The sequence below is a fragment of the Acinetobacter sp. YH12137 genome (assembly GCF_013418535.1).
GTDB lineage: Bacteria > Pseudomonadota > Gammaproteobacteria > Pseudomonadales > Moraxellaceae > Acinetobacter.
The window spans coordinates 1-20,195 of record NZ_VPBW01000044.1; the positions used below are offsets into that span (position 1 = coordinate 1).

19 protein-coding genes are annotated in these 20,195 nt (G+C 39.4%); 7 read left to right on the forward strand and 12 right to left on the reverse strand.

Annotation, left to right across the window (positions count from 1 at the left end):
• The first annotated feature begins 146 nt into the window (after nt 1-146).
• The 4 genes from FTU72_RS14455 (at nt 147) to FTU72_RS14470 (ending at nt 3,471) form a co-directional block, all read left to right on the forward strand.
• The gene (locus FTU72_RS14455) at nt 147-350 is read left to right on the forward strand and encodes a hypothetical protein (RefSeq protein WP_180053032.1); all 204 of its coding nucleotides are present in this window, start codon (nt 147-149) and stop codon (nt 348-350) included.
• Nucleotides 337-1,398 carry an HNH endonuclease signature motif containing protein gene (locus FTU72_RS14460; RefSeq protein ID WP_180053033.1) on the forward strand — a complete coding sequence of 354 codons (1,062 nt, stop codon included), beginning with the start codon at nt 337-339 and terminating at the stop codon, nt 1,396-1,398. The genes FTU72_RS14455 and FTU72_RS14460 overlap by 14 nt, the downstream gene beginning before the upstream one ends.
• A gap of 659 nt (nt 1,399-2,057) precedes the next feature.
• On the forward strand, nt 2,058-2,858 hold the full coding sequence (locus FTU72_RS14465) for a DUF6502 family protein (RefSeq protein WP_180011398.1): 801 nt from the start codon (nt 2,058-2,060) through the stop codon (nt 2,856-2,858).
• Nucleotides 2,848-3,471, forward strand: coding sequence for a hypothetical protein (locus tag FTU72_RS14470; protein WP_180011400.1), 624 nt, complete (start codon nt 2,848-2,850; stop codon nt 3,469-3,471). The genes FTU72_RS14465 and FTU72_RS14470 overlap by 11 nt, the downstream gene beginning before the upstream one ends.
• Before the next feature lie 165 nt (nt 3,472-3,636).
• Here FTU72_RS14470 and FTU72_RS14475 read toward each other — a convergent pair whose 3' ends face one another.
• On the reverse strand, nt 3,637-4,761 hold the full coding sequence (locus FTU72_RS14475; protein WP_180053034.1) for an OmpW family protein: 1,125 nt from the start codon (nt 4,759-4,761) through the stop codon (nt 3,637-3,639).
• A gap of 646 nt (nt 4,762-5,407) precedes the next feature.
• On the opposite strand from FTU72_RS14475, the gene FTU72_RS16455 reads away from it, so the two are divergent.
• A complete protein-coding gene (locus FTU72_RS16455) occupies nt 5,408-5,632 on the forward strand; it encodes a hypothetical protein (protein ID WP_257220289.1) in 225 nt (74 codons plus the stop codon).
• Complete coding sequence (locus FTU72_RS16575) at nt 5,629-6,414, forward strand: NAD(P)-dependent alcohol dehydrogenase (protein WP_373685631.1); 786 nt, start codon at nt 5,629-5,631, stop codon at nt 6,412-6,414. The genes FTU72_RS16455 and FTU72_RS16575 overlap by 4 nt, the downstream gene beginning before the upstream one ends.
• A gap of 183 nt (nt 6,415-6,597) precedes the next feature.
• On the opposite strand, the gene FTU72_RS14485 is transcribed toward FTU72_RS16575, so the two are convergent.
• The 5 genes from FTU72_RS14485 to fahA are packed head-to-tail and all read right to left on the reverse strand — an operon-like array spanning nt 6,598 to nt 10,509.
• Nucleotides 6,598-7,245 carry a CoA transferase subunit B gene (locus FTU72_RS14485; RefSeq protein ID WP_180053035.1) on the reverse strand — a complete coding sequence of 216 codons (648 nt, stop codon included), beginning with the start codon at nt 7,243-7,245 and terminating at the stop codon, nt 6,598-6,600.
• Between the two features lie 2 nt (nt 7,246-7,247).
• On the reverse strand, nt 7,248-7,949 hold the full coding sequence (locus FTU72_RS14490) for a CoA transferase subunit A (protein WP_180053036.1): 702 nt from the start codon (nt 7,947-7,949) through the stop codon (nt 7,248-7,250).
• Between the two features lie 21 nt (nt 7,950-7,970).
• A complete protein-coding gene (locus tag FTU72_RS14495) occupies nt 7,971-8,546 on the reverse strand; it encodes a VOC family protein (protein ID WP_004783206.1) in 576 nt (191 codons plus the stop codon).
• Between the two features lie 20 nt (nt 8,547-8,566).
• Nucleotides 8,567-9,205 carry a maleylacetoacetate isomerase gene (gene maiA, locus FTU72_RS14500; protein WP_180053043.1) on the reverse strand — a complete coding sequence of 213 codons (639 nt, stop codon included), beginning with the start codon at nt 9,203-9,205 and terminating at the stop codon, nt 8,567-8,569.
• A gap of 20 nt (nt 9,206-9,225) precedes the next feature.
• Nucleotides 9,226-10,509: a fumarylacetoacetase gene (fahA, locus tag FTU72_RS14505; RefSeq protein ID WP_180053037.1), complete on the reverse strand. Its 1,284-nt coding sequence runs from the start codon at nt 10,507-10,509 to the stop codon at nt 9,226-9,228.
• A gap of 188 nt (nt 10,510-10,697) precedes the next feature.
• Here fahA and FTU72_RS14510 point away from each other — a divergent pair, with 188 nt between their 5' ends.
• Nucleotides 10,698-11,519, forward strand: coding sequence for an IclR family transcriptional regulator (locus FTU72_RS14510; protein WP_180053038.1), 822 nt, complete (start codon nt 10,698-10,700; stop codon nt 11,517-11,519).
• Between the two features lie 245 nt (nt 11,520-11,764).
• Here the strand turns inward: FTU72_RS14510 and FTU72_RS14515 are convergent, their stop codons facing one another.
• The 6 genes from FTU72_RS14515 to FTU72_RS14540 all read right to left on the reverse strand — a co-directional run bounded on the left by FTU72_RS14515 (nt 11,765) and on the right by FTU72_RS14540 (nt 19,899).
• Nucleotides 11,765-12,235 (reverse strand): hypothetical protein, encoded by a 471-nt coding sequence (locus tag FTU72_RS14515; protein WP_180002435.1) that lies wholly within the window; start codon nt 12,233-12,235, stop codon nt 11,765-11,767.
• A gap of 455 nt (nt 12,236-12,690) precedes the next feature.
• A complete protein-coding gene (locus tag FTU72_RS14520; RefSeq protein ID WP_180053039.1) occupies nt 12,691-13,917 on the reverse strand; it encodes an amino acid aminotransferase in 1,227 nt (408 codons plus the stop codon).
• Nucleotides 13,918-13,946: 29 nt separating this feature from the next.
• Nucleotides 13,947-15,347 (reverse strand): amino acid permease, encoded by a 1,401-nt coding sequence (locus tag FTU72_RS14525; RefSeq protein ID WP_111810540.1) that lies wholly within the window; start codon nt 15,345-15,347, stop codon nt 13,947-13,949.
• Nucleotides 15,348-15,517: 170 nt separating this feature from the next.
• Nucleotides 15,518-16,579, reverse strand: coding sequence for a 4-hydroxyphenylpyruvate dioxygenase (gene hppD, locus FTU72_RS14530; protein ID WP_180053040.1), 1,062 nt, complete (start codon nt 16,577-16,579; stop codon nt 15,518-15,520).
• Between the two features lie 613 nt (nt 16,580-17,192).
• Nucleotides 17,193-19,349 (reverse strand): TonB-dependent receptor, encoded by a 2,157-nt coding sequence (locus FTU72_RS14535; protein WP_180053041.1) that lies wholly within the window; start codon nt 19,347-19,349, stop codon nt 17,193-17,195.
• A 106-nt stretch (nt 19,350-19,455) separates the two neighbouring features.
• The gene (locus FTU72_RS14540; RefSeq protein ID WP_180053042.1) at nt 19,456-19,899 is read right to left on the reverse strand and encodes a hypothetical protein; all 444 of its coding nucleotides are present in this window, start codon (nt 19,897-19,899) and stop codon (nt 19,456-19,458) included.
• Nucleotides 19,900-20,195: the final 296 nt, after the last annotated feature.

The following is a 20,195-nucleotide window of genomic DNA, read 5'->3' on the forward strand; positions in this document are numbered from 1 at the left end:
AATGGCTTTTATGGCTTCAGCTTTAAATTCTGCGGTGTAAGTCTTCTGTTTCTTGCTCATGGTAAACTCCTAATGAGTATGTATAGTTTACCAAGTTAAACCCTCCTGTTTTTTAAGCACACATCATTTTATATATGTCGTATAAAATGGGTGAAGGCATTAGATATGATGGAGATAGATTTTTTTTAGATATGAATGAATACAAAATGTCATTACTGATTGGTAGTCTTCAAGAGTGTTACTTACTACAACAATGGATTACGGCTGATAAGAAACCAAATTCAAATGAAGAATGGTTAAATGTTTTAATACAGAAAAAATGGTTTGAAGAGAGTCATGCAGGAATTTGATAACAATAAGAATATATGTCCAATGGAACAATTAAAGTTTTTAAAAAATATACAAAAAATTCTCTGTATAGGTGCTTTTACATCAACCTATAAATTTGCATTATTAATGAGTCTTGCACGGTTGTCTGTAGAGCAAGGGGAGATTGGTGGAGAGAGGGTAACTTTAAAATTTATTGATATAGCTGAGAAATTTGTAGAATTGTATTGGCAACAGACTACACCGTATAAATTTATTCAAATTGAAAATGAAGTAAAGAATGGGCTTAGCGATGTACCATTTATTCTTTATCATTTGAAAGAAACAAAGAAGCAGGCAACGATTGTAAGACTCATTACCGAAGTTAGAGAAAGATTTGAAACTTTAGCGGCATTGAAAAATGATAATAAAGAATGGGTTAAACTTTTAAAAAACATTATTGCTCAGATTAAAAAATATCCTATAAAACTGCTTCAAAATGTTGGTAATCAGAACTGTGAATTTATCTACCGAGTAAATGAAATAGACAGAGAATATGTTTATCTCTTACCTAATGTTGGATATTGTTTGCAACAATTTCATGAAATCATTGAAGAACTCTGTATTAAGCGATGGGTTGACTTCTTAAGAGTGAATAAGAATAACCATATTGTTTTTGATGAAGATATTCATGATCTAGAAGCATTTCTATTTTCACCGAACAGATCTTTTTTGAAGGAAATTGGCAAAGTATTGTTGCTTTTACAAGACCAGCAGTGTTTCTATTGTGGTGGAAGAGTCGATTTGGAAAGTATGAGAGTAGATCACTTTATTCCTTGGTCTATGTATTCATCAGATACGATTCATAATTTTGTTGTTACAGATAAATCCTGTAATTCGAAAAAAAGCAATTATTTGGCTTCTTCATATTTTTATAAAAAATGGATGCTAAGAAATCATAAATATGGTCATGAAATAAGTCAAAAACTGGTGAACAACGGTATCAGCAATGATATGCAAAAATCAGAGAATGTAGCTAATTGGGCATACAGATATGCTAGTGAAAATGGGTATGAGTTTTGGAGTCCCTAATCGAAAACTGATAGTAAAAAGTTTGATGAAGCAGTTAGTGGGTAGTAACTGATTAAAATATGCTAGAATGATGAGGTATGTTAAATTTAGTTACATATAAAAATGCAAAAAAATCCTCAGTTCAATTCCTATTCACACGGGAATTACCTTGTACATTGAATGTACAATTTTAAATTGAATTAAAAAATAAAAATATATAAAACAATTAATTATTGTCAAGTTAAGTAGACGCCATCTCCACCAAAATTCTTGTTATAAATCAGCCACTTATGTAAGTGGCTTTTTTATTGGCTACATGTTTATTTTAAGCGTTTACCAAATTCAGTTTAAGATGAAAAAGTTTTTTAATATTAGCTGATTACTTAGGGTATTTAATTAATCATAGTTAAAACTTAATTATTCAAAGGCGAATAATGATTGATAATTGCTGATAGGTTTTATATTAAAGAGATAATTTTTTAAAAACTGGAATAAAACTTAGTTTTCCAGATATGTATTTAAATAGAGAGACTTCCGAGTCGAGATATTTATTAGATTTTATTATTATTGTGAGAGATTTTAAGATAAATTCTTTTCTCTTTCTAAGATTCATCAAAATAGCTTTAAATATGGAACCTTAGAAAATTTTTTATTTTGGAAGTTGGGAAAATATTGACCCCATGAGCAGTTCACCTACAAACGATACTGAATTTAATTTACAGCAAGTTTTGTTGCTAATGAACCATTTAACGAAATGGCTTATTCGCTCCGGGGTGGGCTATACAGAATTTTCTGCCGCTTTAAAGCCTATCTTTTATTTGCAAGCCGTGAATGAACTGGAAACTCTTGAGAAAAAAGCCACTATATCTGCAATCAGCTTATTGTCAGGATTGCACCGTAAAGATATCACTACTTTCAAACAAGCAATTGAAGATGGCTACTTAATTACTGATACCGGCAAAACGGAAGCATTGAATATTCCTGGCCGAGTAGTCGGGATATGGGTAGCAGAAGAGTGGTCAGAACAGCTGCCTTTTCATAATCCAGATCAAGATTCATTTGTAAAATTAGTCCATAGGGTTTCAAAGGAAATGCATCCCAGATCGGTGCTAAATGAATTGGTCCGTCTTGGAATTGTCAGGCAGGAAAAAAAACAAGTCATTTTAGAAAAAAGAAGTTTTATTCCGGATCAATCTTCGCAAGATATACGCAAGCTATTGACCGATAATTTGCAAAGCCATATGCAGGCGGGTTTACATAATATTTTTTGTCCGGAACAAACGAGCTTTTTAGAAGAGAGTATACGAGCAGATGAACTGACGAGCGAATCAGTTGAAATTCTTAAAAAGCATTCACTCGAATTATGGGAAAAGTATTCTGAAGATTTATTCAAACTGGCTTTAGAACGTAGTGAATTGGATGAAGGAAAATCTGATGCGAATCAGACATTTTGTTTAGGGATATATCAAAGTGATACATAAAAAAAGAATTTTATTGTCTATTGTCTGCGCGACGTTGTTAGCTGGTTGTGGAGAAGAGTTTTCAGCAGGTGTCGTAAAAGGTGGAACTGGAACCGGAGGAAAACCGCCTTCTGGAGTGGATATTGTGGTTGAGAGAGTTCCTTTAAAGGATTCTTACTCAATTTGGCTGTCAAAACCAAAAACAGATGATTGTCAGGGGGTTAAGCGTACTCTTCAATTTTTAGATCCGATTACTTTAGAAGTGATAGAAGAAAATCAGTCACTTGAAGTTACACCATCTGATGAAGTTGTGAATCAGCTTGTTTTACAGGTCCGTTGGGAAAATCAATCAGAGCAGCCTAAAACAATCCTGCATCCATCATGTCACTTTTTAGTCGAGTTACAGGAACTTGGGGATAAGGTGCCTGTGAAAGCCTTGAATTGTGATCTGGAAGAAATAACGACTTTAGAAAAAAATAAGGTTTATGTTCATCAGCAGATGTATCAGTTTGACTACACATCGAAAGGCGTACTGAAACATAGCATGAGCACACAATTTTTACCTCTAGAAGCAAGTGGCCAAGATTGTGAAGACTTATCTATTCCTTATGAAATCCAGAATATCGAAAAGTAGTTCATATTGATAAATAGTAAAAAAGGCTTTCATAGGAAATGATGAAAGCCTTACAAATCCGATATGCAAAAAAAACCACACGGATCGTGTGGTGGCATAATCATGCATGCCTCAAAGGAAAGAAGGGACAGTGCTTGAAAAAATTAAAATAAGAATTGATGAAAATTAAAAACGATAACCTATACCCACATAGGAAATTAGCGGATCGACATCAATTTTGGTAGAGGCCTGAATCAGTTTCTCGCCCGTATTTTTATTGGTCACCGTGATATCGGTCTTATTATTTAATTTTGCATAAGACACCGACGCAGTGGCATACCAGCTAGAGTTCAAATCATAGTTAAAACCTAAGGAGACAATAGGTGCAATAGCATCATCTGCGGTGGTTTTTACCCGGATATCTCCACTTGAAACTTTACCTTCGAGTGCTGCTCCTGCTTCACCATCATAAATATTTTGAATCATGTGGCCAGCTGCAATCAGATCATTTTTAACGCCGCCATTTAATTTAATATCAGTGTAATGAGTAAACATGACACCGGCACCGATATAAGGTCGGAACTTGTTAACACCCGGTTTGCCAAAGTGATAAATCGCCTCAAGTGCAGGTGTCCAAGCACGTGCAGAAGCAGCAGTATCATATTTATCTAAGTCAGTAATGAGAATATCATTTTTCAAATATAAGTTCTGGTTTGGCGCGATAGGATGACCTACTGCTGAAAATGGTGCGTAGACTTGTCCTTTACCTTTTAAATCGACCTTTGGTGGAATGCCTCCAATCATTTGCAGAGAAACATTTTCATTCACATAGTAGTCCAGCATTAAGCCCAAAGTATCAATATCTTCGACTTCTATACCCGCATTTGAGTTCCAGTTTGATAAGCCAGAAATCTCAGCCGTACCGGTTAAACTGATTAATGCATCTCTTAATTTTTCAGGATCATCCCCGAATTCGTTATAAAAACCATCACGCATCCAGTCAAACATTGATGGATAATTCAAAAATGGTCTGGTGATTGTCCCAATTAGACCTTGTTCAGCTGGTGTTAAATCAGTCTTGTTGTAATCAATATTTGATCGGATGGTATCACCTGTAATATCTCCTACTCGAGCAGATCTTCCTTCTTCCACGCCAGTTTTAATTCGCATCGGATTGGCATTTCCTTGTGATTTGATATGTAACCATCCGGCAGATACAGAGAATCTTTTAAATTCTGCATAACTCATTTGTGTAGTAGCAATAAGAGCGGCTACGACCAGTCCTTTACTCAAATTGTTCGATGTTTTCATTTTCATTTCCTATTTTTTTAATGATGGCTAACTGCTGCGCCACTATAATTTTTTTTGAATAGAAAAACCTTAAAAAAATTTACGAAACAGTTACATAGAGGAATTTTTAATTATTTTTAAATATTATTTAATGTGATTATATTTTAAACATATAGTTGATATATATTTAAATAAAATAATTTTTAGATAAATTTATTGATATAAATAAAGACTTAAAAATTTTCGCATTTTTTATAGTTGTTACTGAGTAAAATTCCTTAAATAGAGTAAATTGATTAAAATATAATCAGAAAAGATTTAAAAATCCTTACTTGTTTCAAGATTATTCATGTTATTTCATAGCCAAAAAATTTTACGGAAGAATGTGAAAAATTGATTTTTAGAGGAAGTGAGATCTTAAAATTTAGATGAATAATTATTTAATTGAAGCATTTGAGTTGATGAAATTTTAGTCTTTCTGATTGAGAGATGAATGGATTTTTTGAATTCGATAGAAGGTAGTTTTTAAAAGTTCATTCAGATCTTTTTCTCAGGGTTGGGTAAAGATGTAAACGTTTTTTGTTCGTGTTTATGAGAAAACTACGTCAACGTTATAATCTAAGTTATAAGATGGCAAACCAATCGCTTAATAAACAGAGTCGAATTTATGAAAGCAGCTTTACGAGGTCAAACACCAGGTTTAGATCAAATAGAATTGGCAGATATTAACGATCCTGGAAAGCCCGGTCATGGAGAGATTAGAGTTCGAATTCTCAGTAACTCACTTAATTTCCATGATTATAACGTCGCAATTGGAGTTCTTCCTGCAGAATCAGGTCGACTGTTGATGGCCGATGGCGCGGGGTTGTTGAAGAAATTGGCGAAGGGGTGACTGAGTTTGCTGTTGGAGATCATGTCGTTTCCCTATTTTTCCCTAACTGGGTGAAAGCTGAGTGTCCGCAAGCTGATTTTAGTTATACGCCAGGTGATGGAATTGATGGCTATGCAACTTCATATGTAGTGCGACCAGAAAACTGGTTTACTCATGCTCCCAAAGGCTGGACTCATCATGAAGCAGCAACCCTACCAACGGCTGGATTAACCGCATGGCGTGCACTGGTGGTGGAAGGAAAAATCAAAGCTGGAGACGATGTGCTAATCCTTGGAACAGGTGGTGTTTCAATATTTGCACTTCAATTTGCCCTGAAGATGGGTGCAAGGGTGTGGGCAACGACTTCATCAAATGAAAAAGCGAAATGGCTTCTCGAACAGGGCGTTGCTGGTGTTGTAAATTACCGCGAAGAAGAAAACTGGGGTGAGAAAATCTTTGAGATGACAGGCAACCGGGGCGTTGATCATGTTGTTGAAATTGGCGGACCGGGTACGCTGGCTCAATCCATCGCAGCTTCTCGTATAGGCGGACACATTACCTTGATTGGCGTGTTTACCGGGATCAGTGGAGATGTACCCACAGCGGCAATTATGGTGAAACAGCTGACCATTAAAGGCGTGACGGTAGGAAACCGTTCTGAACAGCAGGATATGATCAGAGCCCTAGAAGCAACAGATATTCATCCAATGATTGATAAAGTGTTCCCGCTAGAAGAGATTCAGGCAGCTTTTGAATATCAACGTGATGGCAAACATATTGGTAAAATTTGTTTGGATGTATGATGATTTAAAGTTGATGGGCTTCGGAATTTACTTCTACCATTACCTAAATTAAAAATAGCCTTAAATCGAATAGATCTAAGGCTATTTTTTTTGTCTAGGATAATAAAGATAAAAGCTCGTACCAGATTCATATTATCTTAAGTAATAAGTAAACAGAGATCGTTAAAAGTGACCAACTATTAATTAGGCAGCCTCAAGCCTATCTGTAATGAGCTCAACCCCAGTTGCAGCTTTAATCTGCTCCAGCGTGACATCTTGAGCGAGTTCTATCAGAAACATTCCGCGTGAAGTAATATCCATAACGCCGAGATCCGTAATGATACGATTGACGACACCTTTACCGGTCAACGGCAGGGTACATTGAGGAACAATTTTCGGTGAACCGTCTTTCGCCGTATGCTCCATTAGAACGACAACTTTCTGCACGCCTGCTACCAGATCCATGGCACCGCCCATACCTTTGACTTTCTTGCCCGGAATCATCCAGTTGGCCAGATCACCTGTTTCAGAGACTTCCATCGCACCTAAAATCGCAATATTCACGTGGCCCCCGCGAATCATGGCAAAGGATTCAGCACTTGAGAAGAAGGCAGCACCTTTGCGGGCAGTGACTGTCTGTTTACCGGCATTAATCAGGTCTGCATCAACTGTTTCTGCAGTCGGGAATTCATCAATGCCTAAGAGGCCATTTTCAGACTGGAGCCAGACGTTGATATTGTCCGGAATATGGTTGGCCACCAGTGTTGGCAAACCGATACCAAGATTGACATAGAACCCATCTTCAAGTTCCTGTGCCGCACGCTGAGCCATTTCATTTCGAGTCCAGGCCATGATTATGCTCCTGCCTTTAAGGTCATCTGTTCAATTCGCTTTTCCGGTGCAGCATTAACGATGATTCGATTGACATAAATTCCAGGTAGATGAATATCATCCGGATCAAGTTCACCAATCTCTACAACCTGTTCAACTTCAGCCACAGTGATTTTACCGGCCATCGCACATTCAGGATTGAAATTACGCGCAGTTTTACGGAAGACCAAATTGCCGGCCTTATCCGCTTTATAGGCTTTAACCAATGCCACATCCGCGGTTAATGACTTTTCCAGAATAAACTCTTTACCATCAAATTCACGGACTTCTTTGCCTTCGGCAACCAATGTGCCAACACCTGTTTGAGTGTAGAAAGCAGGAATTCCAGCACCGCCAGCACGTAATTTTTCAGCCAGTGTGCCTTGAGGTGTCAGCTCTACTTCCAGTTCACCATTCAGATATTGGCGCTCAAATTCCTTGTTCTCACCGACATAAGAAGAAATCATTTTTTTGATCTGTTTAGTTTGCAGCAATTTGCCCAAACCAAAATCATCCACACCGGCATTATTGGAAATACAGGTCAGGCCAATCACACCAGTATTTTTTAAAGCTTCAATGAGTGCTTCAGGAATACCGCATAAACCAAATCCGCCAACGGCGAGCGTTTGATGATCTGCCACGATATCCGCTAAAGCTTCCTGAGCATTGGCAATGACTTTATTCATCAGAAATCCTTTTCTTAAAATTCAAGCGTCCATCTTGGCTTCACGAGCGCTATGGTCTAATTCATCCGCATGCAGGAAGTGGGTATGTGAAGGCGCGCGTTTGGTTTTGCTCCATTGTTCCAGCATGTCATACTTCATTTCTTCGGTAATCATGGCAATTTTCTGAGGTGCTTTTTCATCATCATAAGCCAGTTCCAGACGGTGACCATTTGGATCAAAGAAGTAAATCGAATGGAAAATGCCGTGATTGGTAATGCCCAGTACATCTACGCCATTGGCTTCCAGATGCTCTTTGGCCTGAACCAGTGCCTGACGATCCTTCACTTTTAAGGCAATGTGCTGCACCCATTTCGGGGTATTTTCATCGCGGCCCATTTCCGGTTGGGTGGGCAGTTCAAAGAAGGCCAGTACATTGCCATTACCAGCATCTAAAAACAGGTGCATATATGGGTCAAAAGCCTTGGTAGACGGGACATGATCCTCAGCAAAAGCCAGGATAAAGTCCATGTTCAGGTTTTTTTTGTACCATTCTACGGTTTCTTTGGCATCTTTACAGCGGTAGGCGACATGGTGAATTTTTTCAATTTGAATGGTCATGCTTATATCCTTATATGTTCTTATGCTGCATCAGGCTGTGCTTCAGGTGCAGCTTTTTGAAATGCGTCTAGTGAGTTGCAATGAGCATAAATCGATTCAATTTTCGGGAAATCCGAAAGATCGATGTTGAAACGTTTGGCGTTATATACTTGTGGAATCAAACAGCAATCTGCAAGGCTCGGTTGATCTCCAAAACAGAATTGGCCATTTGAATGTGTTAATTGAGCTTCAAGCGCTTTTAAGCCGGTGATGACCCAGTGTCTGTACCATTCGGTTTTTTGTTCATCGCTGGCATTCAGGGTTTTACTGAGGTACTGAAGTACACGCAGGTTGTTGAGTGGATGAATGTCACAGGCAATATTCAGACTAAAGGCCCGAATCAGCGCACGCTGTTGCAAATCCTTAGGCAACAGGGGAGGTTCTGGAAATTTTTCTTCCAGATATTCAATCATGCTGAGCGACTGGGTCAGTGTGAAATCATCTTCAATCAACGCTGGTACCAGCTCTCCTGGATTGACCCGACGAAACATTTCACTATGCTGTTCGCCACCGTTGTTCACCAGATGAACCGGGATATGTTTTGCTTCGAGTCCTTTCAGGTTGAGCGCAATACGAACCCGGTAAGCGGCTGAACTACGAAAATAGGTATACAGTTGCATGGTCATGATTTCACCCCGGCTTATTCAGTAAAACCGAAGTTAATCGCTGGCAAGATTTTGCCAATCACAGTACCGAAACCGATACGCAGGCCATCTTTTTCACAATGACCTTTCATGATTACGGTGTCGCCGTCTTGAATGAAGGTACGCTGTTCACCATTCGATAAAGTCAGTGGTTTGGTGGCATTCCAGGTAATTTCCAGTAATGAACCATAAGAATTAGGCGTAGGGCCTGAAATCGTACCTGAACCCATCAGATCACCGACCTGAACATTACAGCCGGCAATGGTGTGATGAGCCAGTTGCTGTGCCATCGACCAGTACATATATTTGAAATTGGTTTCGCAGATGACATCAGCCTGGTCTGAATTTTCAGGCTGAATTTCCACAGACAGATTGATGTCATAGCTGTTACTGCTGTTATCTTCACGTAGGTAAGCCAGCGGTTTTGGCTCCTGAGCAGGTGAACTGGTTTTAAACGGTTCAAGCGCTTCCATGGTCACGATCCATGGCGAGATCGAAGAGGCAAAAGTCTTGGCGTTAAATGGACCTAGCGGTACATATTCCCATTGTTGCAAGTCACGTGCAGACCAATCATTGAACAGCACCATGCCAAAAATATGATTCCAGGCATTTTCAATCGCAATGGGCTCGCCTAAGTTATTTGGCTTGCCGATGATAAAGCCGGTTTCCAGTTCGAAGTCGAGCTTGCGACATGCTGAAAATACTGGACGATCAGAATCCGGTAATTTGATCTGTCCAGATGGACGCACGATTTCTGTCCCGCTAACAATCACGGAGCTGGCACGGCCGTTATAACCGACTGGAAGTTCTGACCAGTTTGCTAACAATGCATTTTTCGGATCACGGAACATACAGCCGACATTAGTGGCATGTTCTTTGGATGAATAGAAATCGGTATAGCCTGGGATATGCACCGGTAGATGCATTTTGACATCTGACTGTTTCAAGAAAACCAGATCACGTAGCTCTTTGTTGTCACGCAATTCAGCATGATCGGCTGAGAGTAACTTTTGTAATTCCGTACGTACTTTAGACCAGTTGGCTTTACCCGACTCAATAAAACTATTCAAAGTTGGCTGATTAAAAAATTGCTGATCTTGTTCCAGCTTTAAATAACCCTTTGCTTCCAATGCTGCTAGATCAACCACCCATTCTCCAAGTGCCACCCCAGCACGTGGTTGGGTGTTTTGCTCATTACTGAAAATACCATAAGGCAAGTTTTCTAAAGGGAAATCTGAATCAGGAGCGATGTCGATAAATGACTTTAAACGCGTCGTCATAAATATGAATCCTTTCCGTGGAAAATTTAAGTTCTATACAGAATCATACTTATATTTTTAAATTACGCAATAAATAATTTGATTATGTATAATGTAAATTTGTTAATATGCGGCTATGATCTGAATCTGGAATCAGATTTGGCCGAACAAGATTTTTGATTTCGGTAGTACAATGGTTTTATAGAGCCATGAAAATTAATGCGTATATGCAGGATGAAACGATGAGCGTTGAGGAAGAAAAATTACAGGGAGGAGTGCAGTCTCTAGAAGTAGGATTAACTGTACTCGATGCATTGACTGAACATAATGCACCGATGATGTTAAAAGAGCTGTCAGAAGTCCTGTCTATGCATCCTGCAAAAGTGCATCGCTATGTGGTGAGCTTGATACGTAAAGGGTATGCCCAGCAGCTCAGTGACGGGCGATATAGCCTGGGTGAGCGTGCTCACGCATTTGGCGTTAATGCCTTAAAGCGTACCGATATGCTGGAATTAACCCAAAAATATATTACGCAGATTCAGCAGCATTTAAATTGCAGTATTCATGTCAGCAAATGGTTCGCCGATGGTGCTGTCGTGGTTCAGTCGCTTGAATCCAACCATGTATTTAATATTATTACCCGGGTCGGCTCGCGTATGCCTCTATTGAAGTCGGCAACGGGTCGCTTGCATGCCTGCCTCCAGCCAGAACACATCATCAAGCCTTTGCTGGAAAAAGAGTGGGCGAATAGCGCTAAAGCAGATCAATATCCTGCGAACTGGGAAGAATTCTTGCAACTTAAAGAGAAAATCCTGCAACAGGGCTATGCTTCAGTAACCGGTGATATGATGGCAGGCATCCATGCGGTGGCGATTCCGGTATATAACTTCAGCCGACAGCTTGATCATGTTATTACCTGTATTGGCACCGAAGACCAGTTGCCAGCAGACCAGATGCAACAGGCTATTGATTATCTGCTCGGGATTCAGCAACAGATTGATGCCTTGTTTAATCCACAAGTGGCTGTCTAACACTTTATTTTACATATAATTTATAGTCATTACATAGGTCCAGACCTGATTGAGGTACTGGATCTTTTTTATATCTAACTTTTGATCGTTAGAGAGAAATTAAAAAGGTGGCTTAATTATGAAAACTAGAATTCTTATTTTAATGGATACGAAAGAGAAGAGTTGAACAGAGACTCTTACCTCTTAGATGCTTTAGAGTTTGTATAACAGCCTTTATGTTAAATAGGTGGGGTGAGACATCAAGTTTAATCATAAAGTGCATGATTATAATCAACTCCTAGACCTAACCTCGATAAGTTATTTATTGTTTCTGATCCAAATGAAATGATGTCTTCATGCTGAATATAATTATCATAGCTACAAATTAAGCGAGAGCCATTAGGTATGAAAAAATCCTTAACCTTTTCTAATGTAGAGAATTGATTTAAGTAGTTATTTATAAACTTATTTTGTAATAAAAATATATGAAATGGCTCAGAAAATTCGTCATATTGATTAATATTTTTCGGATCCTTAATAACCTCTTTCCAGTCTTTGCTTCCAAGGAGGTAATAATGGCAGGGAATAATATCTAAGTCTTTATAATAAGGGCCCACTCTTTTAGGAAGATTTCCTCCAGACATTTCAAAGTTGATATTGTTATTAATTAGTGCTTTTTTAAACAACTCTTTTTGTCGATATTCAATCCCTATACAGATATGAAGTGTTCTAAGCATAAAATTCCCCTAAGAAAAAGTGGATACTTAGCTCCTATAAAAGACTATAGTAGCTGAATCAATTCTTAATGCCCCGGAACATAAATTTATTAATACTTATGAAGTCTTTCTAAAATTAACATAATACACGTTATACGAAAAATATTTAAATTTATCTTTTATAAATCATTATCTTACTGTATGAGAAAAAATCCGATCATCACAGATCGGACTTTTTTTATGATTTTTCATATTTAACGCTTAATAAAGAAGCAATGTTCCACAATTTTATGTGGTTTCATTTAATCCTAGTGCAGAACAAAATGTCCAGATGAAATAAGAATAGATATCCCAGTATTATTGATTTTGCTTACGAACATAACCTAACTCTATTTTTATTTAAAAAGATCAAATCACCATTCATAAAAAAGCCTTCGAGCACTCAAGCTAGAAGGCATTTAAAAACTTAATTATTTCTAAGCGATCAGTGGTTCAGCTTCATTCTGCATTTTGATCACCGCAGCCATCGACTCGGCAACATAATCAATATTGCTGAGGTTCAGGCCAGCCGTACACATGCGGCCACTACGAACTAGATAAATACCGTAATGCTGTTTTAACAGATCGACCTGTTCAGCAGTTAAGCCGGTATAGCTAAACATACCTTGTTGCTGGGTCAGGTAGCTGAAATCAAGTTCTGGCAATGCCTGAGATAGTTTTTCTTTGAGTAGGCCTCGCATACGTAAAATACGCTGGCGCATTTCTTCAACTTCAGTCTGCCATTGCTGAAACAGTTCAGGATTATTTAACACCTGGCTGACCAATAGGGCACCATTGGCCGCTGGACTCGAATAAATCCGGCGAACTGTAGCTTTTAACTGGCCTAAAACATTTTGTGCGCTTGTAGAGTCATCACAGACAAAACTTAAGCTACCAATCCGTTCTCCATATAAAGAGAAGATTTTGGAAAATGAATGGCTGACGATAAAATTCATACCAGCTTGATCAAGTGCACGAATGGCATAGGCATCTTGTTCCAGACCCTGACCAAAACCTTGATAAGCCATATCCAAGAACGGAATTAAGGATTGCGCTTTTAATACTTCAATGACCTGATCCCATTCATGTGGCTGTAAGTCTGCCCCGGTCGGGTTATGACAGCAAGGATGCAGTAACACAATACTTTGAGCGGGCAGCTGTTTTAAGCAATCCAGCATCGCCGGTACATTAACGGCATTGGTTTCTGCATCATAATAAGGATAGAAATGGGTTTGAATACCAGCGCCGTTAAAGATCGCAATATGGTTTTCCCAAGTCGGCTGGCTCACCCATATTTCAGATTCTGGAAAATATTTCTTTAAAAAGTCAGCGCCGACTTTTAGTGCACCTGAGCCACCCAAAGTCTGAATCGTGACCACACGACCTTGCTCGCGGGCAGGGCTGGAGGTTCCAAAAATTAATTCCTGTGCAGCCTGGTTAAAGCTGTTCAGACCATCCATCGGCAAATAAACACGGACTTTATTATAGTCAGGGGTCAGGTAAGTATAGGCTTTTTGCACTGAGTCTAGTTGCGGCACAATATTGTCTTCGTTGTAATATAGGCCGATGCTTAAGTTGACTTTGTTACTACGCTGATCTTTGTTGAATTCTTCCATTAAAGAGAGAATCGGATCGCCGGCATAAGTATCAATATGTTGAAACATGAATCTATCCTAATCTAATCAATATGCGATTACGCTTCTGGTAAGGTGCTAATTTTGCTGTTATCTAAAATAGCAGTCTGAGACTCCTGTTTGCGCTTAAAGAAGTAGGCAACCGAGAGAATACCAATCCAGACCGGAATCATGATGACAGCCACACGCATGTCCGGGGTGCTGCTCATAATTAGCAGAATACCGCCCATAAATGCGATACATAAATAGTTGGTGAATGGATAAGCCACACTTGGAAAATCGGTTTTGGTCTGCATGCGGTTCATGGATGTCTTGAATTTCAAATGAGTATAGGAAATAACAAGCCAGTTAATCACGATGGCAGCAACCACCAGCATCATCAACATGCTAAAGGCTTTTTCCGGCACCAGATAATTTAATAAAACGCACATCAAGGTGAAAAACGCTGAAACCATCACTGCATTCACAGGGATGCCACGCTGATTAATCTTGCTTAAGAACTTCGGTGCATTACCTTGTTGGGCTAAGCCTAACAGCATACGGCTGGTACAGTAGTTAGTACTGTTATATACCGAAACCGCTGCGGTTAACACCACGAAATTCAAAACACCAGCAACTGTTTGACTGCCGAGAGAATCAAAAATCATCACAAATGGGCTACCACCTTGTGCCATCATGTTCCAAGGGTAAAGCGATAAAATCACTACCAGACTCAGGATATAAAATAACAGGACACGGTAGACAATCTGGTTGACTGCTTTAGGTAAGGTCTTTTTCGGGTTATCGGTTTCAGCGGCTGCGATCCCGACCAGTTCAATGCCGCCAAAAGCAAACATGATCATGGCCATCGCCATAATCAGGCCCATGATTCCATTCGGGAAGAAGCCGCCGAGTTGCCATAAATTTTCCAGACTGGACTGACTATGACCGCTACCACTGGCAAGCAGGTAACTGCCGAACGCAATCATGGCAATAATTGCACCGACCTTAATGATCGCTAGCCAGAACTCCATTTCACCGAATAATTTCACGTGAAGGAGATTAATCACATTGATGAAAATGAAGAAGCCGAGGGCAGAGACCCAGGTCGGAATTTCAGGCCACCAGTAATGGATATAAAGGCCGACGGCACTTAATTCGGCCATACATACCAGAATATTTAGCACCCAATAATTCCAGCCAGACATAAATCCGGCAAATTTTCCCCAGTATTTATAAGCAAAATGACTAAAAGAACCGCTCACGGGTTCATGTACAATCATTTCACCGAGCTGGCGCATCATTAGGAAGGCAATCAAGCCTGCAATGGCATAACCTAAAATGACGGAAGGCCCAGCAAGCTTGATTGTTTGTGAAATTCCAAGAAACAGTCCGGTACCAATTGAACCACCGAGTGCGATGAGCTGGATATGCCGGTTACTTAAACCTTTTTTCAGGTTTCCTTGTTCAATATGCTGCATTTTTATTCATCATCCATGTGAGATTAAGCGCTGAACTATGATGTGCTTTATTATTTTTATGCCGTCATCGATGCAGAATCTTAAGTGTTATACGAGCGTATACGTTGAAACAGAGGTAACCATACCGATGCATATGAGACTACATAGACACCGGTATGGTTTTAAAAAGGTCAGGCTTTAGAAATGTCTAAAACACCACGTTTGATCTGATCACGTTCGATTGATTCAAATAAGGCCTTAAAGTTACCTTCACCGAAACCATCATCGTCTTTGCGCTGGATAAACTCAAAGAACACTGGGCCAATCATATTTTCAGAGAAAATCTGTAATAGCAGGCGTTTGTTACCATCTTTGGTATTGCCATCGAGCAGAATGCCGCGTTTTTGCAGCTCATCCGCTGGCTCACCATGATTTGGCAGACGTTCATCCAGCATTTCATAATAAGTGCTTGGCGGTGGCGTCATGAACTTGGTGCCTAAAGCTTTCAGCTTGTCCCAAGTTTCAAGCAGGTCATCACAGATAAAGGCAATGTGCTGAATGCCTTCTCCATTGAATTCGTTCAGGAACTCAGCGATCTGGCCATTACCTTTGTCTGAATCTTCATTCAGTGGAATACGGATCTTGCCATCTGGTGCTGTTAGTGCCTTAGAAGTCAGGCCAGTGTATTCGCCTTTAATATCAAAGTAGCGGATTTCCTGGAAGTTGAAAATCTTTTCATAGAAATCTGCCCAGTACTGCATACGACCTTTATAAACATTATGCGTTAAATGATCGATTTCATTCAGGCCAGTGCCGACTGGACGCGATGGAACATTATCAAAGAAGATAAAATCATTTTGGTAAATGTCACAATCGACCAGGAAGATTGGAGAACTACCGATTCCTTTAATCGCAGGGATGTTAAGCTCCATTGGGCCGATTTTGCTATAAATCGGTTCTGCACCGATTTCAATCGCCTTTTGAAAAGCTTTTGCCGCATTCTTGGTACGGAAGCCCATTGCACAAGCAGAAGGACCGTGCTCTTTATAGAAAAATGCTGCATATGATTCAGGCTGATAATTCAGAATGATATTAATATTGCCCTGGCGCCATAAATAGACATTTTTCGATTTATGCTTCGCCACTTTAGTGAATCCGATTGCTTGGAAAACAGGATCCAACTGACCATCTTCAGATACAAATTCAATAAATTCGAATCCACATAGTTCTAATGGATTGGCTAATTCATTCATACAACATCCTCATTTTTTAGAAGCAATCCTATTGCTCATCTTTTACTGTCTGTTCAGGCTCTACGGAGGTATCACTGCCGTTTTATATTGAGAAGACAAATCCGTTTGCCTGACTTCTTTGACTTGCTGAACTGCATCGATTCCTGATGCACACAAGAAAAAGAAGGAATTTAACTCATCATACTGGATCTTGAATATTATTCAATACGTAATTTAATTACGTAATAAATAATTTCATAAAATATGGGGTTAATTTATAACATAAATTAATGTTATTCATAAAAAATATTTTTTGGATAATTCCAAGATACTAAATCATAGGAAATGTAGTTTTTTGTAAGGAAAATCTATTTTGAATACTCATATCAAAAAGGCTTATGAACACAAGTTTTTGTTATGGAAATTTAAGAAAATGAAATATTAAAAACTTAGCTTCAACTTGTTTTGATATTCAAAAAAAAAGCCCTTAAATAATTAAGAGCTTTAGTCATACAATCCAGTTATATCTAATGGCCATACCGGTTTCAGCATTCAACACTGAAAGGATAGGCATCCTCGAATAGAGATCAAAACAAGCTGAGTGTTTATCTCCTGGCAACGATTTAAACAGGTTTTAAAAGCGATACTTTGCTCCTATCGTGATGTTTAAAGGCAAAGCATATTGAGGAATCGTACCTGAACCTGAAGTATTGATGCTGCCATCCGCCAGATAACTGAGACCCTGATCATAATAAGACTGATCTGTAATATTCTGGGCAATGGCAAATAGCTGTAATTGAGGAGTGGCTTGATAATTCGCACTTAAATCAACCGTTAAGGTCCCCTCATTCAACTGGGTATGCGCGGTGTTATTCCAATACTCGGCAAACTCTCGTAACTGCACATTTAGATGCAGCTGGTCTGTCGCTTGCCAGGATGCACCCCAAGTCGCATTCCAGGTCGGAATCTGTCCGATCTGCTGTCCGGTTGGCGCTACAGCAACGCTTAAATTAGAGCGAGTCAGTTCAGACTTGGTTCTTGTATAACCCGCATTCAGGCTAATACGATCGTTCACCTGAACATTTGCAATAAGTTCAAATCCTTGCATTTTGGCATCACCAGCATTGACATACTGGCGTAATGTGGCAGCAGCACTCACCCCAGTATCACAGTAATTATTGCCTGCATCACAGTCGGATCGGACCACCGCATAATCAATGTAATCTTTCACTTTATTATAAAAATAGGTGCCAGAAAGCGTTAAAGCATGATCGCTAAAATCAAAACCCAATTCGGCTCCCCGATTGGTTTGGGATTTCAGGTCAGTATTGGGAACTGTGTAATTCGAACCACCGATAAAACTACGGTACATCTGGTTCAGACCGGGTGCAGAGAAGTTTTTATAGGCTGCACCGCGTAGATCAAGTTGATCATTGAAATGATATTTAAAGCCGAGGCGGGGACTAAAGTGATTTTCATCTTGGTCAGCTAGACGATTTTGAATCGGGCTGCCTGCATATTGTCCATAAGTTTCTGCATCCGAGGCTTTCCAGAAATCCTGACGTAAACCCAAAGTAATATCCAGAGGTAAGGTTTCAGGACGATACAAAGCTTGGGCAAAAATACCTGCAAACTGATGCGTTGCTTCTGCAGTGATATTGCCCAAAAAACCGGTACTATTAAAAATATTCAGCGGGTCTTTCACTTCAATTTGGCGATAATCGATACCAAATTTAATATCTTCCAATTGTTTCCATTGGGTATTTGCTGTGATTGATGTACCGAAACTGTCATATTCCGCCTTTTCCTTCTGGCTGATAATCGATGTGCCATTATTTGGAGTTGCCAGACTATAACCTGGAATAGAAGCATTTTGGGTTTGCATGTCATTGGTTTGATACCACGCTAATGTATTCAATTTCCAGTCTGAGCTCAGCTCGGTGAGGCCAGTGGCAGCAATGCGAAACGTATTCCATTTATTTTCAGCATCCCGATATTGCAAGCCTTCTTCTTTAGTTTCGCTTGCAAGTAAGGCGAGTAGATACTCATCCTGCTGATTGGGGCTATAGATGGCTTTAACATTGAGCGTATCCACCTGATTTTCTGTTTTGCTCATGTCTGGATGGCGATATCGTTTCGGTACCTGCCAATAGCCATCAGACTGGCTGCCGTCATAACTCAAGCCGATTTTAAATTTTTCTGACAGTTCCCATCCTTGGCTGGCTCCGTAACTAGCCGTATTAAAACTGCCATAACTTGCATAAATTGCACTGCCTTGTTCTGGCTGACGGGTAACAATATTAATTACGCCGCCCATCGCCATATTGCCCCATAAACTGGTCGCACCACCGCCACGGATCACTTCAATTCGCTCAACCTGTTCTTTAGGAATCTGGGACCAATTGATAGTTCTAAAATAAGGATCATTGGCAGGAATACCATCGACAAGCACCAGATTTAAACCATTGGTGGAGGTGCCAAAACCACGGATGCTGATGAGCTGGCTGGTTGGATGTAATTGGGTTGATAGGCGGGCAGGAGTAAAAACACCGGGAATTTTGTTAATAATTTGGTCAATACTGCTTTGCGGTGCATTCTGAATCTGTTCATGTTCAATGACCGTCGTACTCATGTCCATATCCTGTAAATTACTGCCACGGCTGGCCATCACGGATATAGGCGCTAATTGTTCGAGCTGTTTTGCTGGACTTTCTTCTGCATGAATAAGATTACAAGTCAAAGTTGCGAGTGAAAGTGCGCTGAATTTAAATAAATTATTTTGTGTATTCATTATTATTCCACCTGAATCAGGAAAAAAGGAATGTCGAACCACATACTGAAAGTAAGTAGTTTGAATATTTTTATAAAATAATTAAGACAACAGTTTAGGTCGTGAACTAGAGAGAAAGTGGAGGACCACGATTTTTGAAGAAGGTTAAGTAAAGTTTTTGATAACGCTTGAGACTGGAAACAGCTAAACGATGAGGTGTTTTGCCCAAAATTAATGTCAGTAAGATGAGAAGGCAGGCAAGCCAAACAGGATTAAAATTCTGTCCCAAAACCAGACAGAATTTACAAAAAGTATCTGCGCTATACAGGATTTTTTCTTCTACATTGCGCTGTTCAGCTAATAGGAAAGATTTCTGGATCTGCGGCTGTGTCGCTTTTAATTTAATATGATCAGAATGGGCTTCCGGTGGATTGAAAATAGCAAGTTGCTTGCAGATTCCAGACCCAAGCTCAGGATGTGTTTGCAGAATGGGCGTAATAAAGACAGAAAGCTGCATTAGCCATGCAAAGATGGCGAATATAATAGAAGCTTTCTGAAAGGTTAAACACACAATTCATCCAACCTATATAAAAGGCGTATACATGATTATATAGCGTTTTTTGATTTTAAAAGTGCTAATGGATAGTTGTAGTAATTCAAGATAGATAAATAGAGGTATAGGAGATTATATATTTAAATTAGTATTTATTTTTAAGCAAATTGAATAGTTTTATCTTTAGGAGCCTGTAAATAATTTTGTGTAATTGCTTTTCATCAATTTAAAGGTGATTGCTTAAGCGGTCACCGAATTCAATAATAAAGCGGCTCATGGCTAAACGCCAGTCGCGAATAGGCATATTCCACTTT